Consider the following 13927-nt stretch of genomic DNA (forward strand, 5'->3'; position numbering starts at 1 on the left):
AAAAGACTTTGATATGAACTGCTCAATTTGCCCTGTAGTTACTGTTTGATGCCGGAAGGTTTCATTCATGCCCCGCAGCATATCGCGCCAGCGGTCGTCATCGTCGAGCACCTGCCTGAGTGTGTGCAGCATATTGGCGCCTTTGTAATACATATCGCCCGATCCTTCGTGGTTAACTCCATACTGGCCAATGATGGGCTTGTCGTTGAGCACATTGGCCCGGGTACCGGTAACGTATTCAGAACCGGCGTCTTTACCGTAGTGAAATTCCACAAACAGGGCTTCAGAGTAGGCGGTAAAAGATTCGTGAATCCACATATCGGCAATGTCGCGGTAGGTGATGTTGTTGGCAAACCACTCGTGTCCGCTTTCGTGCACAATGATAAAATCAAACTTCATTCCCCATCCACTGCGGCTCAGGTCCATGCCCATGTAGCCATAGGTAAAATTGTTGCCGTAGGTTACCGAGCTTTGGTGCTCCATGCCAAGGTAGGGAGCCTGCACCAGTTTATAGCCGTCGTTGTAAAAGGGGTATGGGCCAAACCAGTGTTCAAAGGCCGCCATGGTTCGGGTAGCCTCTTTGGGAAAATAGTCTTTGGCGCGCTTAAAATCCTGGCGCAGCACCCAAAAGTCGAGGCTCAAGGAGCCTTTTTCACCGGGAAAAGTATCGGAGAAATGCACGAAGTCGCCAATGTTAATGTTTACACCGTAATTGTTGATGGGATTCTGCACGGCCCAGTGAAAGGTCTGGCTGCTGTCGGCGTGTATTTCTATGCGGCGAAGCCTGCCGTTGGAAACGTTGGTAAGCCCGGGCGGTACGCGCACGCTGATGAGCATGCTGTCGGGCTCGTCGTACATATGGTCTTTGTTGGGCCACCAGACACTCGCACCAATTCCCTGACAGGATGAAGCCACAAAAGGATTGCCTGCTTTGTCTTTCTTCCAGCTAATGCCGCCGTCCCACGGAGGCATACGCGCAATACGGGGTTTACCACCATAGTACACGGTCACCTGGTCGGTGCTGCCTGCAAGGGGTTCGTCGGCGATGTCAATAAACCACGCGTTTCCGTCGCGCGTGGCTAGCAGGCGTTTGCCGTTTTGCATGACGCTGTCTATGCGCAACGGTAACTGCAAGTCTATCTGCATACGGTTGTGGGGCTTCAGCACACGGTAGGTGATGGTATTGCTTCCGGTGATGGTACTGTCATCAGGGTTGACAAAAATATGGAGGTGATAATGCTGCAAATCCCACCACGCGCGCTCAGGCGTGATGGTGCCGCGAAGAGTATCTTGTCGTGTAAAGGAAGATCGCTGAGCATTAGCCTCTGCGAGTGCAAACAGGCAAACCAGCGAAACAATCAAAATGCGCATGGCCAAAAGTAACCAAATAATATGCCGCTTGATGATGCGCGGTGTCCTCACTTCGAACCAAAAAACGTGTGCAAGACATTTTTCCTCCTCCTGAAGATCGTTTTGTGCATTTGCTAAAAACCCCTACCAATCAAGGTAAGAGACGTATTGAAACGTTTACATACGGTTATATGCGGATGCAAGCACTTACGATACGACTTGACTAACCGCGAATACCGGACTTTGCAGTGTCAATCGATTGCGACATCAAGATTTCATTCATTCACAAACACTCAAAATTCATACGTCATGCAAAACTTAAAGAACAACGTGCAACTGATCGGACACCTGGGCATTGACCCGGAAGTAAAAACCTTTGGAGAGAACAAGCGCATGGTGCGTTTGTCGCTCGCTACCAACAGCAAGTACCGCAATTCACGCGGCGAAACCGTTGAAGACACGCAGTGGCATAGTGTGATTGCGTGGGGCAAAACCGCCGAAATTGCCGAAAAGTTCCTCAAGAAAGGACAGGAAGTAGCCTTGCGCGGCAAGCTTCAAACCCGCCAGTACGACGACGCCGACGGCAACCGCCGCTACCTCACCGAAGTGGTGTGCAACGAGCTGGTGATGCTCGGCCGCAAGAGCGCTTGATGGCGAGAGTTTCACGCAGAAACACCCCCAACCCGGTTTTCGGGAAGGGGGTGTTTTTATTATTCAGCTCTCTGGTAAGGCTAGTACTTTACAAAGCGGTGGTTGCTCACCTCGTTGTTGCGCTCAATCTGCAGGATATACATACCCGAAATAAGCGGCGACACATCCAGCATCTGTCCGGTCATACCCTTGTGCAGCACCACTTTTCCACTGAGATCAAACACGCGCACAAACAGGTTTTCATCGGGATTGGGCGATACGATATTCAGGAAATTGTTGGTGGGGTTTGGAAAAATACGGAAAGAATCCGGCGTTGCCATCTCCTCCACCTCTGTGCTGATGTCTTCCTCAATCATGGTAATGGTGGTGTTGATGTCGGGAAACTCTACCTCGGTGGTAATACCCGAAGGCCAGCAGATGGAGATTTTTTCGATCTCGGTATCCTGTCCGATTCCGAAGTGCGTGGTCAATGAACTGGCAAATTTAAAGCCATCGCCTGCGCGCACATCGCGCATTTGTGTACCGAGCGCGCTGGTAACTTCCACACGAGCTCCGATTCCTCCTGAGTTGCTCACTGTTCCCACGGTGATGATTTTAATCCAGTTGTTGCTGTTTCCATTGTTGTAGTAGATTCCGTTGGAGCGCACAATGTCGAGAAACCCGTCGTTGTTCATATCGCCCACAGCTCCATTGGCCACGTTTACCGGCGCCTGCGTAAAGGTAAAGTCGCCGTTGTTGAGCCACACCCAGTTTCCGGCACCCATGATATCGGCGTAGCCATCATTGTTGAAGTCGTGGGTTATCCATTCGATGCTGGTGGAGTTGAAGGTATCAAAGCCCGAGCCTTCGGTGACATCGGTAAAGGTTCCGTCGCCGTTGTTCATCATCAGCTTGTGGCCACCGGCAGAAAACGAGCTGGCTCCCACAAACACGTCGAGATATCCGTCATTGTTGAAATCGGCCCATGCCGACGACCAGGTCTGGATGCCATCGGCCAAGCCAATTTCCTCAGCCACTTCGGTAAAGGTGCCGTCGCCGTTGTTGCGGTGCATTTGGTTAACACTGGCCGGTGACCCCGCTCCTTTGCACTTGGCGATAAAAAGGTCGGGCAGGCAGTCGTTGTCGTAATCTACAAAAATGGACCCGTAGTTACCTCCGTTGGGGGTGTCGCCCATGCCGCCCTGGTTAAAGGTGAGGTTTCCTTCGCCGTCGTTGATGTAGAATACGTTGGGAGCTACATCGTGGCACATAAAGGCATCGAGGTGGCCATCGTTGTTGATATCCACCATGTTTCCGCGCTGACTAAACACGTACTGCGGAAACTCCGTAGGCGTATAGCCGGTACCGTCTTCGTTGGCAAAGAGGAATGCCACTCCCTGTCCGTTTCCATACATAAGGTCATTGTATCCGTTTCCGTCAATGTCGCCGGCGGTAAGGCTCCAGCTTGCGGTAAATTGAACGGGGCCGGTTTCGTGGTCTACCGTTTCAAAGGTGCCGTCGGGCTGCTGATAGCTGATGCGAATCTCAGTGCTGCTGGTTGAAACCACATCATCGAGGAAATCGCCGTTCATATCTACCGCTCCTACCGAAGCACCAATGGTTGAAAGCGACATAAAGGTGAATCCCATCGGGGTTTGCCCGGGGTCGTTTTCAATAATCTGAAAGTCGAATCCGGCAGACGTCCATCGGTTATCAAAAGAGATGTAATACACCACATCGGCTTCGGCTTCAAATGTGAGCAGTGATGTAAGCCCCGATCCGCCGTCATCGTCGCCGGCCACACACTCTAGCTCACCGCACAATCCGGTATGCACGTGCAAGCGGGTATCCACACCACCTGTACCAGGCAGGTCGGTGGTTACGGTCACGCTTTTGTCTTCGGGGGTGGTGTAAAGGTACCACATACCAGCTGTGGATCCTCCTCCTCCCGTGGCGCACACAGGCAGCGGAACTTCAGATCCGTTTACTTCGGGCACCGTGTAGAGGCCTTCGGTAACGGGCATGGCATCGGCGCACGAGTCCTGGGCAATCATCGCCGCTGCAGGAGCACATAAAAGGGTAATGAGTAGTAATTTCTTCATGATTGGGTTTTTAAGATGGTTAATCGCAGTTGATGGTGAGTGAGTTAATGTATTCGGTAATCAATTCGAGACCTTCCTCGTGCACCACAGTGCGGCCGAGGAGTGGCATCCGGAAATTTTCCTCATTGGTTCCCAGACGGTAGTGCAACACCGATTTGGTGGTGTTACCGGGCGACAGGATATGCGTGTGCTGTGGCTCAACCGCTTCTTCGGGCTCCACGCAAACGCCGTGGTTTTCGAGAATGTCAGACTCGTCCCACGCCAGGCGAATGGCGCGGTAGTCGCAGTGCCCTCCGTCGGTATGGCAGTGGGCACAGTTCATGTCGAGGTAAGCGCGCACGCGGTTTTGGAGGCTTTCATTCACATCGTCCCAGGCAGCTACCGCGCCGATATTGGCAGGCACATTGCCGCCTAAGTAACCTTCTTCCTGCCAGCGCATCAACTGGTTGGCCACTCCCTGATCGTATGCGTAGTTTTTGTTGAGCTGCCGGGGCTTGGTGCCGATGGGCATGGCCTGCTCGTAGGATTTGTGGCAGGTAAAGCACTCCAGTTCATTAGGAATGCGGTACACCACCTCGCGCATCTGGTTGTTATCGTCCATCCATTGCAGGGGCACGTTGCTGCCGTTGTTGTCGAGCAGTGCCTCGGTTTGCGCTTCGTTCCACACGTAGTTCGCAAACTCCCACGACCCGTTTCTGCGGAACATCAGTCGGGTTTCCAGAATGCGTGTTTCGTTATTGGGAAGCACGTTGTTGTAGTAGAAAGTCTTAATCAGCACGGTGCCGTTGGGGAAAGCCAGCGGTGCATTGTCGGCCACGTACTGTGCCGACGCCCCCTGGGGCATCCATACAAAGCGTTTTTTCTCGGCGTAATCAGAAAAGAGCGGAGTAATCACATCGTAGGGCAGCACACCCTGGTTGGGGTTCAACTCGTGCATATCACCTGTAAAAAAGGCGTAATCTGCCAGGTTTGGGTAAGGCACTTCGTTGATATCGAACACCACAGCGCCCTCAACCGGTGGCGGAGGTGGCGGCGATGGTGACGGCGTTCCCGGATCTTCAGGTTTTTCCTTTTTGCAGGCCCATGCTACGAGCAGTAGCAGGACCATTACAACAAAAGTGCGGTTCATTCTTGCAGGCATCAATGACCAAAGTTAGCAAAAACCAACCTTGTTGCCTGCATGACGACCAAAAGCCCCTGGCGTTGTTTGGAATGATTGCCGTTTCAAACGGCTTTCTCAAACATCCTCGTTGCAATCGAGGACGAGATGGGGATGAGAAGTAGTGTAAGCGGAGCTTACATCATTAAATACCACGAAGCAGAGCTTCGCGGGCACTGGGGGATAAGGTTTTGGCACCGATACTTGAGGCGCAGACGGGCCAGTATGGACTACCATCACAAGCAGAGGCCAAAGCCTGCATCGCATCCTAAAGCCGCACGTGATTGTCAAGCCGCGCTAGCCATGGTTTTCATCAGAGGTCGATCTGAAAATATCCAGATACTCCTTGAAAAGGTACACCCGGTTACGTTGTGAACCGGTGACCTCCTGGAGAATTTTGGCTTTCTCCAAATCTGCAATCAACTTGTACGCGCTGACATTTGACTTGCCAATGACACGCATCACATCCGCTACGTCCACAATGGGCCGGCGATACATGTGTTGAATAAGGTCATGTGCATCTGCTGCCCTCTTGCCCAAAAATTTAAGCCGTTCATCCATTGACTTTTGAAGACGCAAAATATCATCGAATGTGCGAACACCCTGTTTTGCCGTTTCAATTACGCCGGTCAGAAAAAACTTAAACCACTGATTCAGTTCATGGTGGGTTCGTACACGCATCAGATTGTCGTAGTACAACTGGCGATGTCGCTCAAAAAAATCAGACAGGTAAAGAATGGGGCGCTTAAGCAAGCCCTTACTCACCAGGTATAGCGGAATAAGCAGTCGCCCCACCCGTCCGTTCCCATCCAAAAACGGGTGAATCGTTTCGAACTGGTAATGAATGAGCCCTATTTTCAGCAAATCGGGCAAGGGATTTTCGTTGTCATTGGCCAGTTTTTCCATGTCTCCCATTAGCTTACTCACCTCTGTATGTGGCGGTGGAATAAAGACTGCATCGTTTATAGTAGCGCCCCCAATCCAGTTTTGACTACCTCTGAAAGCGCCCGGTAGTTTGTGCTCACCGCGTACGCCAGACATCAATGCTTTGTGCGTTTGTTTTATCAAGCGCGAAGAAAACGGCAGTTGGTCGAGTCGGGCTGCAGCTTCATTCATGGCCCGAATGTAGTTTTGTACTTCCTGCCAATCATCACGTAACCCCGGAGCGATGTCCTGCTCTGCCATAAAGGCCTCCTCCACTTTAGTTTGCGTCCCTTCAATACGCGAGCTTTGAGTGGCCTCCTTGGCCACATGCATGCTGATATACAGGTCAATATTCACGTACTCCGAATACATATCCAGGCGCCCAAGCTGTCTATCTGCCTGACTCAACAATCGCAGCACTTCCATGTCGTCGATGTGCCAGCTACGGTTTATCATCATGGGTATAAAGGCCTTGTAATAGCCTTGACTCACATAGGTTCCTGACTTAAATTTTTTCATTTCGGTTTAACTAAGATGGTGCCAAGTTAAGAAATAAGACGATAACCTTAAATAAAAGGTGGCTTAGTTAAGTTTTTAGCCATTTTCTTAACTAAAGGGTTGTGCTGATTAAGGTGAGACTTGAGTCAATATGGTGATGAGATGAATATACAATTTGATAACCTGACAATTAGCCGATTAGATCATAAACCTTGCACGGATGCCGAAGCCTGCATTACAACTTGATGAAACGCGATGCAACCCTGAGCTAGTGTGGGGGTAAGCAGTGAAATCGGCCAGGAACGCTACTCCTTCCAGAGGAATCCATGTAAAACCTGTGGTTGCTCCAAACGATACTGGTCAAAGTACACTACTTTTCTTTTTTCATTTCCGTACCAAACATAAAACATTGTCAAAACTCCGGATTCAAACTGTGTAAGAGCTGGGTCGGGATTTTTGTAAGATGGTCCACTTCCGATTCTCTCATATAGCACTTCTTCTCCGTTTGGCCCGGTAAGTTGTTCAAGATAGGAGTACACGTTACTCGGAACCATTCCGCCTCCCACCTTAATGGGCAGCTTTTCCTTTAGTCCGTACTTCTTATTCCCGGCAGGCTCCGGACGCACTCCATCCTGACACACACATACAACCGAATTCAACACCATCAATGCGATTATCAATACTTTCATATCTTCCTTCTTTTACACAGCACCTAATTCATTTTTACATGGCCATCAAAACAACGATTTCAAGCCACAAATAGTCGAAGGCACGCGATGCAATTGCGCGTTAGTTTGCGAATGATTGCCGTTGCAAGCGGGTTTCTCACACGTCCTCGTTGCAAACGAGGACGAGGAGGGGGGGGGTATGGTGGAACGCGAAAGGACTGACTACGTCGGATTTCATTTCGCGCACCAGCGGGGGCTTTGGATGATGCGGCGCATGATATTGATGGCTGAATCGTGCCCGTCGAAAAGTGAGGCCGCAGTTACTACTCTGATTTTATGCTTGGGTTGATAAGGTTTGGCTTCGGTCATCTGTTCGGAATTTTTGTCCTGAAAATCGTCTGATGCGGTTGGCAAAATTAAGGTTTTAACCCCGACCCCTTGAGAAGTGTTCTCATCATGCAAAACAGCTTAAATTTCCTGATCAAAATCATAGTCTTAGCTGACATCCATCATGTTATGAAAATAGCAAGTTAACCACCTTTGACTCATTAACTTGAAAAATGAAGAAATCGTGAAAAACTACTTGTTTGCCTTGCTATTTTTGACAGGTCTCACCGGAACTTTATTGGGTCAGGGATTCGATGTAGAACCAGAGCCTGCTGCCATGCACTTAACGCGTGTATATCACAACATTGTTGCTCTAGACGACGGGCGGGTTGTAGTTGTTGGTGGACATACGCAAGGGTTTCAGCTTACCTCAACGGCTGAAATCTACGACCCCGAAACAGATTCATGGGAATTGCACCAAACTCCGCACCCGCATGACAATTCGGGGTTTGCAAAACTCCCTGACGGCAGATACATGTATTTTGGTGGATTTAGCGGTGTATCCGGCACGGGTCGCACCAACACTACAACTATCTACGATCCCGCCGACGACAGTTTTACATCGGGCCCTACCATGGTTCATGCACGTGCATCAAACAATGCCGTGACTCTCAGCGATGGCAGAATCCTGATTGTGGGCAGTTGGTTTGTTGCCGGTGACGATGGAGAGTCTGAGGTGTATGACCCAACCACAGCAACCTTTACACCCGTTGGTATACCCTATTACAATAGGAGTCACGCTCCAGTATTTCCAATGGCCGACGGCGGGGCGTTGCTCATATCCGGTTACAATCAGGGAGCCAGCGTAAAGTACTACAACGTTGTAGAATTTAACGGCGCAGACCACACTTTTACCGAAGTGCAGGAATCTATTTTTGATGATGGCCAACAATGGTTCACTCAGTGGAGCCCAAATTTCAGAGATGTAAATGAGTACCGCATGTCTGATGGCAGGTTTGCCATTCTAACCTACCGGGAATACGACTGGTCAAACCGGGAGTACGCCATTGGTCTGATTGACCCGGTTACCAAAACCATCGAAAAACTGGAGCTCCAGAGCGAAATTCCTGATTACACTGGATCCATGTTTTCATGGGCAACACAATTTAACCCCGTAGTAGACTCTGAAAACGATATTATGTATCTGTTTTCAACCCGCACGAGTGATAACATGTTTCAGGTACGACTGATAACTGTGGATCTTCAAACCGGTGAGGTAGATATCCCTGAGGGCTCCCACAGTTTTGGCTACATCTTTAGTCTCTCTTCCAATGTTTGGTTGAACAACAAAATCTTTGCAACCGGCGGTTCTGTTGCGGGCGATAATTTTGGCCTAACAGATCTGTGCCAATCCATTGTTCCCACTTCAACTGTGTCTGTTGAGGAGCTGAGTACTTTTATACCAGCCCTGTATCCAAACCCTGTTCGTCAGGGTGGAACGCTGTTTCTCGACCTGGATGACAACGCAATCCGACAGTGGCAAGTTTTTGATACATCCGGAAGGTTAGTGATGGAGGGCGACATGAATGCTGCCACAGGACAAGCAACTCTGAACATTGCCAGTCTGACTTCAGGACTGTATCTGCTTAGCTTCCATCACTCGCGAGGTGTCGGTTCGGTAAGGTTTGTGGTTGAGTAGTTTGTACTGGGAAGAGGAACTCATTTTAACCCAATCTAAGCTATAAGCAGAGTGCTAAGATCCAATCTACCTGCCGGACCGGCAGGTAGATTTACATTAGTTAGGGCAGACCCGCTGCCTGCCAGACAGACCCGTCTGCCCGTCCTAAAGAACTTACAGTGGCTGACGGGAAGAATTACTTTTACTCTAATGCGCAGCGAACTGTACAAAGATTGATTCTCTATCAAATTTACAATTGGCCGGAGCCTGAAAAAGGTTCGCAAAGGTAAGGTTTTGGGAGGATTCAGACTCCCGTATTAGGAAGTCTTCTTTTTTGTTGGTTCACAGGTGGAACGCGAAAGAATTGACTTCGTCGAATGTCATTTCGCGCACCAGCGGGGGGTGTCAAAGAGTGATGGTGCTTTCATTTGTTTTATATTTTAATTACGTTACTAAGTTACAATTTTATGTCGTCAGCTTTTTGATTTGCACCGTCGTCCTACCATTACTGCTAACGGCAGCTCGTCCCACAACCCCCATCATTCCATCGGTTATGTGGCCCAACGCTTTGATTTGCCCAAAGATGCAGAAAATATGGGTGCGATGCAAAAGGTGTTGAAAAAACCGTTGTTTGGAGCCTGACCCAGGCGCATTCGTAACGCATTCGAGACAATTTTGCAAAATGCGTATGGTTCGATGTAACCCCGCACCAGTGTGGGTTTCGGCACCTCCCAAATACCGGGCATCAACAACAAACAACAACATTGAAAAACCATAGACTTTAGCGCTGAAAGCCAGCACGGTTGGTTCAACAGGGGCTCAAACCGCAGTTAGGTTCCTGAGCGTGCCGAAGGACTGCAACTGCGTTTGAGCCTTAGATGTTAGCGGTCGTTCTTCTTTCTTCGTCACAGGTCAAGCAGTCCGAATGTTTCATTGTATGGTGTGTTCAAGTCAATGAATTGAAATTTCGGTGCAGTTTCTTGTCTAAGTATGTTGTAGATTTTCAAACTTTCACCGTCAGATGAAAGGTAAAATTCTATGGATTTTTCACAGTCGGCTTGTGCAAACAGTTTTGTGTCGTTCGGAATGATATTTCTATTTGCAACATCTATTTTTCCTTTTCTCTTTGCGTTGAACGCAATTTTCGCAAATTCTCCTGTTCGTTTTGAATGGTCTAAATTGAATGGAACTATTTGTAAGTTTCTCAAAGGAAGCTCGTGAACATCACCCCCCACACAATATTCCGCAATGGTGATTGTAGAAATCATCATTGTAATTTCCTTCTGTAAAAAGTATCGAAAATATCCGTCAGCGTTTTTGAACAACGGGTCACTCTCATTTAGAAAGCGAATAAAGAAACTGGTATCAAGTAAAACAGCTTTATGCGTCATATCCACCCCTTATTTCTTTTAACCATTTGTCGGGGTCTATGCTACCAAGCCAAGATTTTTTTGCTTTGTCCCGAAGTGCCTTTAAATAAATCTCGTCATATTTTGGTTGGTAGTCAACCAACTCTATAAACTTTAATGTTGATGTGTCAATTTCTCCTGTTTCCGAGTGTTGCTTGCCTGTCGCTCTGATTCCAAATGTCTTGTAAAGTAAGTTTTCGTCATATTGCTCCAGAAAGCTAATTGGTGTCTGTATTCTTACTGTTCCGAGTTCTTCAGTAAAAACGTGGATATTAGCTTTGTCCTTACCACCTGCATTTGTAACCTTGCCATAAAAGTAAAATTCAGCGTCAGCCCAAATTGCTTTTGTTCTGTAATATCTTGTTGTTTTATCAACTCGCACTTCGTTTGTGTTGTCGAGAGATGTTTTGATGCTAAAAACGTAATTCCGTTTTGTTGCGATGTCCTGAATGTTTTCAAAGGCCTTTGCAGTTCCTATGTCAAGAAAGTCAATATTTTGAACTTGGTTAACTTGTCCAATGATTGCGTTAAAACCGATGATATATTGAATTGAGGTTTTAAGTATATGTTTTACAGAACCTTCTTCAATTTTGTAGCTGATATTCGGTCTGTCTCTCTTGTCGCCCGGATAAAGCAAATTTTCGGCATTTTCGAGCATAGTAATAATCTCCCGAATGTCGTAATTGTCGGGTGATAGGTCAAGGTTTCCCTTCGAACCTGTTATTTTTATCTCTATGAAGCCAATTTTTTCCACCTTACAAAGGTAATATTTTTAGGGGTTGGTAGTCAATTTTTGTTGTTACTTTCCTGCTAATCTGTCGTTTTAGAATGACCGATAATCGGGTCAGACAGGGGAATCTCACCCCTGCCTTCCCACAGAACCGGACTTGAAAGTCTCCCTTCATCCGGCTCTTCATGTTCTTTGTCGCTGTGAATATACTCATGGTTGTACCAATATCCAATATTCAAACAGATTCGGAGTTACCCTCGCTCAGGCGCATTCGTAACGCATTCGAGACTACTTTGCAATATGTGAATAGTTGAACAGCGCACCAACACACATAGTCAAAGGCACGCGATGAAACCGCGCGCCAGTGTGGGTTTCGGCACCTCCCAAATACCGGGCAACAGCAACAAACAACAACATTGAAAAACCATAGACTTTACCGCTGAAAGCCAACACGGTTGGTTCAACAGGGGCTCAAATCGCAGTTAGGTTCCTGAGCGTGCCGAAGGACTGCAACTGCGTTTGAGCTTTAGATGTTGTGCGGACGTACTTTCTTTTTCTGTCCGTGCGTTGACTCAGACACACTTATTGACAAGCTTTGAATGGTGCGTTTGGCTTGAGCGGCTTGGCAATGTGTGTGGCTGTTGAGTGTTGGCATTTTTTTTTAAAATAGTTTCGTTTGGATTTCAACTTTTGGATGAAAAGTTCCGATAATCATAAAGGGATTGTGAGAAACATAGTGGTTCTTCTGAGTTGTCCCCAAATAGAAGTGAAGGTCTTTTGTCATGGCAAAGTCGTCAAAGTACTTTTTTCGTACATCTGCTATCGCCTTTTGCTCATTTCCTTCGTGTCGGGCCAAACAGTTCCAAAATAACTGGCCTGTTTCCCAATCTTCAATCATCATTTTACTGGCCTGACCTTGATTGTCCTTCAACCGAAATTTGAATTTATAAGGCAATTTTTTTACGACTTCAAACTTGTTTTCGAAGAGATTCTGCTGAGCTAAAACAGCTTTCTGTTTTGCACTCCAATCCCGTTCAACTGGCTCTGCGTAAAAGTCCAAAATCTCAGTTGGTTTAAATACTGCCAAAGAAGTACCAATATTCTTGTCTTTAGCTTCTGCAATGAGTTCAGGCAAATTGTAATAAATCTTACCCAAGCAAAATTTCTTCCGTTCTTCCCAATTTCTCGCGGTATCGATATGTCCAACTACATTGATCTCCGTTTCCAAGGTCACAGGCCTGAAGCTTTCTGGACGGAAATCACTTTTGTTTTTCACCAAGTCTAATTCAATCCAATCGTATTTCTTGTATTGCTCAGTGTACGCTCTTTTGCGAAACGGAATTGGATATATCCGAACCCAAGTTCCATCTTCACGAAAACCTGCGGTGCAAACCAATTCATCATATTTGGAAGAAATGGTCGGATAGGTTTTTACGGTGATGAGAACTTTTGTCAATGCCATTTTACAGATGTTTTAGTTGATAACTAAAATCTGGGGATTGTTCAATAACATCTGCCAAATGCGACCTATGACATTGACAAGGTTCTGCTTCAAAACAAGTGAGCGCAATTCGCTTGTGTTGTTTTAATAAGCCCAAAATATGCTGCTGAGCTTCCCTAGTTTCTGACAAAGTTGTCTTTCGATAATCTGTGAACAAGCGGTCGTAATCGGCTTGTGTTTCCAATTGCTGGCGTTTGTCTGAGTTGATACCCACTTCTGGGATGTGCAGGTATTCAATCCCTAAGCTGTCACAATACCGTTTTAGCAAGGTTTTACTAAAACCGAATTTCATACTTAATGGGTTTTTCCGTACGTCAACCAAGAGTTTCACATTATTTTGGACGAGCTTTTGCAAGTATTTCTCTAAAGAAATGCCTTCATAACCAATAGTAAACAAGGTAGTTTCTTCTTCTTTGGGTCTTGCTTTCTCTACACGCTCATATAATACACCTGGCAAAACATCCTTGGCTATGGTGCTGCGAATAGCGTAAAACGGGAAATTCAAGTAAGTGTGTTTTATGAGTGCATTGATGCTCATTGACCCGTAATCTGCTACCACTTCGTTTAATAACTGACGGTCTGCAACTTTTAACTCTTTGAAATAGTTAGCAGTATCAGCTTTTTCGTATTTGTTTTCAGATTCTAATAAGAAACCCTTTTTGACCATGGTATTCATGTCCGCTTTCGCAGAATAGGAGTAGCAACCAAACTTATAGGGCACAAAATCATACTCGGGAATTTGCTTTTTCATCGCATACAAGAACAGTAATTTTTGGAAGCGTAGCTTTTCTACTTCTCCACCGAGTAATTCAATTAACCCCAATATGACTTTTCGTCTGTAAAACATGCTGTAAAGTTACTCTGTTTCAAATTCCAATTTCGGCAAGCCTTCCACAATCTCTACGGTTTGCACACTTACATTTATAACGCCAGCCCGTCCCACAACCCCCA

13 protein-coding genes are annotated in these 13927 nt (G+C 47.1%); 2 read left to right on the top strand and 11 right to left on the bottom strand.

Annotated features, from left to right (window positions below):
• Positions 1–1371: M1 family peptidase (locus EA392_13145; GenBank protein ID TVR37247.1), on the bottom strand; the 1371-nt coding region annotated here is incomplete at its 3' end.
• Positions 1372–1659: 288 nt separating this feature from the next.
• Here EA392_13145 and ssb point away from each other — a divergent pair.
• Positions 1660–2001 carry a single-stranded DNA-binding protein gene (gene ssb, locus EA392_13150; GenBank protein TVR37248.1) on the top strand — a complete coding sequence of 114 codons (342 nt, stop codon included), beginning with the start codon at positions 1660–1662 and terminating at the stop codon, positions 1999–2001.
• Between the two features lie 80 nt (positions 2002–2081).
• Here ssb and EA392_13155 read toward each other — a convergent pair whose 3' ends face one another.
• From EA392_13155 to EA392_13175, 5 genes are all read right to left on the bottom strand, one after another.
• On the bottom strand, positions 2082–4034 hold the full coding sequence (locus EA392_13155; protein ID TVR37249.1) for a T9SS C-terminal target domain-containing protein: 1953 nt from the start codon (positions 4032–4034) through the stop codon (positions 2082–2084).
• A 67-nt stretch (positions 4035–4101) separates the two neighbouring features.
• Positions 4102–5211 (bottom strand): hypothetical protein, encoded by a 1110-nt coding sequence (locus tag EA392_13160; GenBank protein ID TVR37250.1) that lies wholly within the window; start codon positions 5209–5211, stop codon positions 4102–4104.
• A gap of 327 nt (positions 5212–5538) precedes the next feature.
• On the bottom strand, positions 5539–6684 hold the full coding sequence (locus EA392_13165; protein ID TVR37251.1) for a Fic family protein: 1146 nt from the start codon (positions 6682–6684) through the stop codon (positions 5539–5541).
• Between the two features lie 284 nt (positions 6685–6968).
• Positions 6969–7352, bottom strand: a complete 384-nt coding sequence (locus EA392_13170) for a hypothetical protein (GenBank protein ID TVR37252.1) — start codon at positions 7350–7352, stop codon at positions 6969–6971.
• A gap of 213 nt (positions 7353–7565) precedes the next feature.
• The gene (locus EA392_13175) at positions 7566–7793 is read right to left on the bottom strand and encodes a hypothetical protein (GenBank protein TVR37253.1); all 228 of its coding nucleotides are present in this window, start codon (positions 7791–7793) and stop codon (positions 7566–7568) included.
• Positions 7794–7884: 91 nt separating this feature from the next.
• Between EA392_13175 and EA392_13180 the strand changes: the two genes are divergently transcribed.
• Positions 7885–9357, top strand: a complete 1473-nt coding sequence (locus EA392_13180; protein TVR37254.1) for a T9SS C-terminal target domain-containing protein — start codon at positions 7885–7887, stop codon at positions 9355–9357.
• 530 nt (positions 9358–9887) lie between these two features.
• Here EA392_13180 and EA392_13185 read toward each other — a convergent pair.
• The 5 genes from EA392_13185 to EA392_13205 all read right to left on the bottom strand — a co-directional run bounded on the left by EA392_13185 (position 9888) and on the right by EA392_13205 (position 13823).
• Positions 9888–10082 carry a hypothetical protein gene (locus EA392_13185; protein TVR37255.1) on the bottom strand — a complete coding sequence of 65 codons (195 nt, stop codon included), beginning with the start codon at positions 10080–10082 and terminating at the stop codon, positions 9888–9890.
• Between the two features lie 159 nt (positions 10083–10241).
• Positions 10242–10727, bottom strand: a complete 486-nt coding sequence (locus tag EA392_13190; protein TVR37256.1) for a hypothetical protein — start codon at positions 10725–10727, stop codon at positions 10242–10244.
• Positions 10717–11499, bottom strand: coding sequence for a hypothetical protein (locus EA392_13195; GenBank protein TVR37257.1), 783 nt, complete (start codon positions 11497–11499; stop codon positions 10717–10719). The genes EA392_13190 and EA392_13195 overlap by 11 nt, the downstream gene beginning before the upstream one ends.
• A gap of 637 nt (positions 11500–12136) precedes the next feature.
• The gene (locus EA392_13200; GenBank protein TVR37258.1) at positions 12137–12937 is read right to left on the bottom strand and encodes a hypothetical protein; all 801 of its coding nucleotides are present in this window, start codon (positions 12935–12937) and stop codon (positions 12137–12139) included.
• Position 12938: 1 nt separating this feature from the next.
• Positions 12939–13823, bottom strand: a complete 885-nt coding sequence (locus EA392_13205) for a DUF488 domain-containing protein (GenBank protein ID TVR37259.1) — start codon at positions 13821–13823, stop codon at positions 12939–12941.
• Positions 13824–13927 lie beyond the last annotated feature (104 nt).

The sequence above is a fragment of the Cryomorphaceae bacterium genome, assembly GCA_007695365.1.
In the GTDB taxonomy this organism is placed as follows: Bacteria; Bacteroidota; Bacteroidia; order Flavobacteriales_D; family SKUL01; genus SKUL01.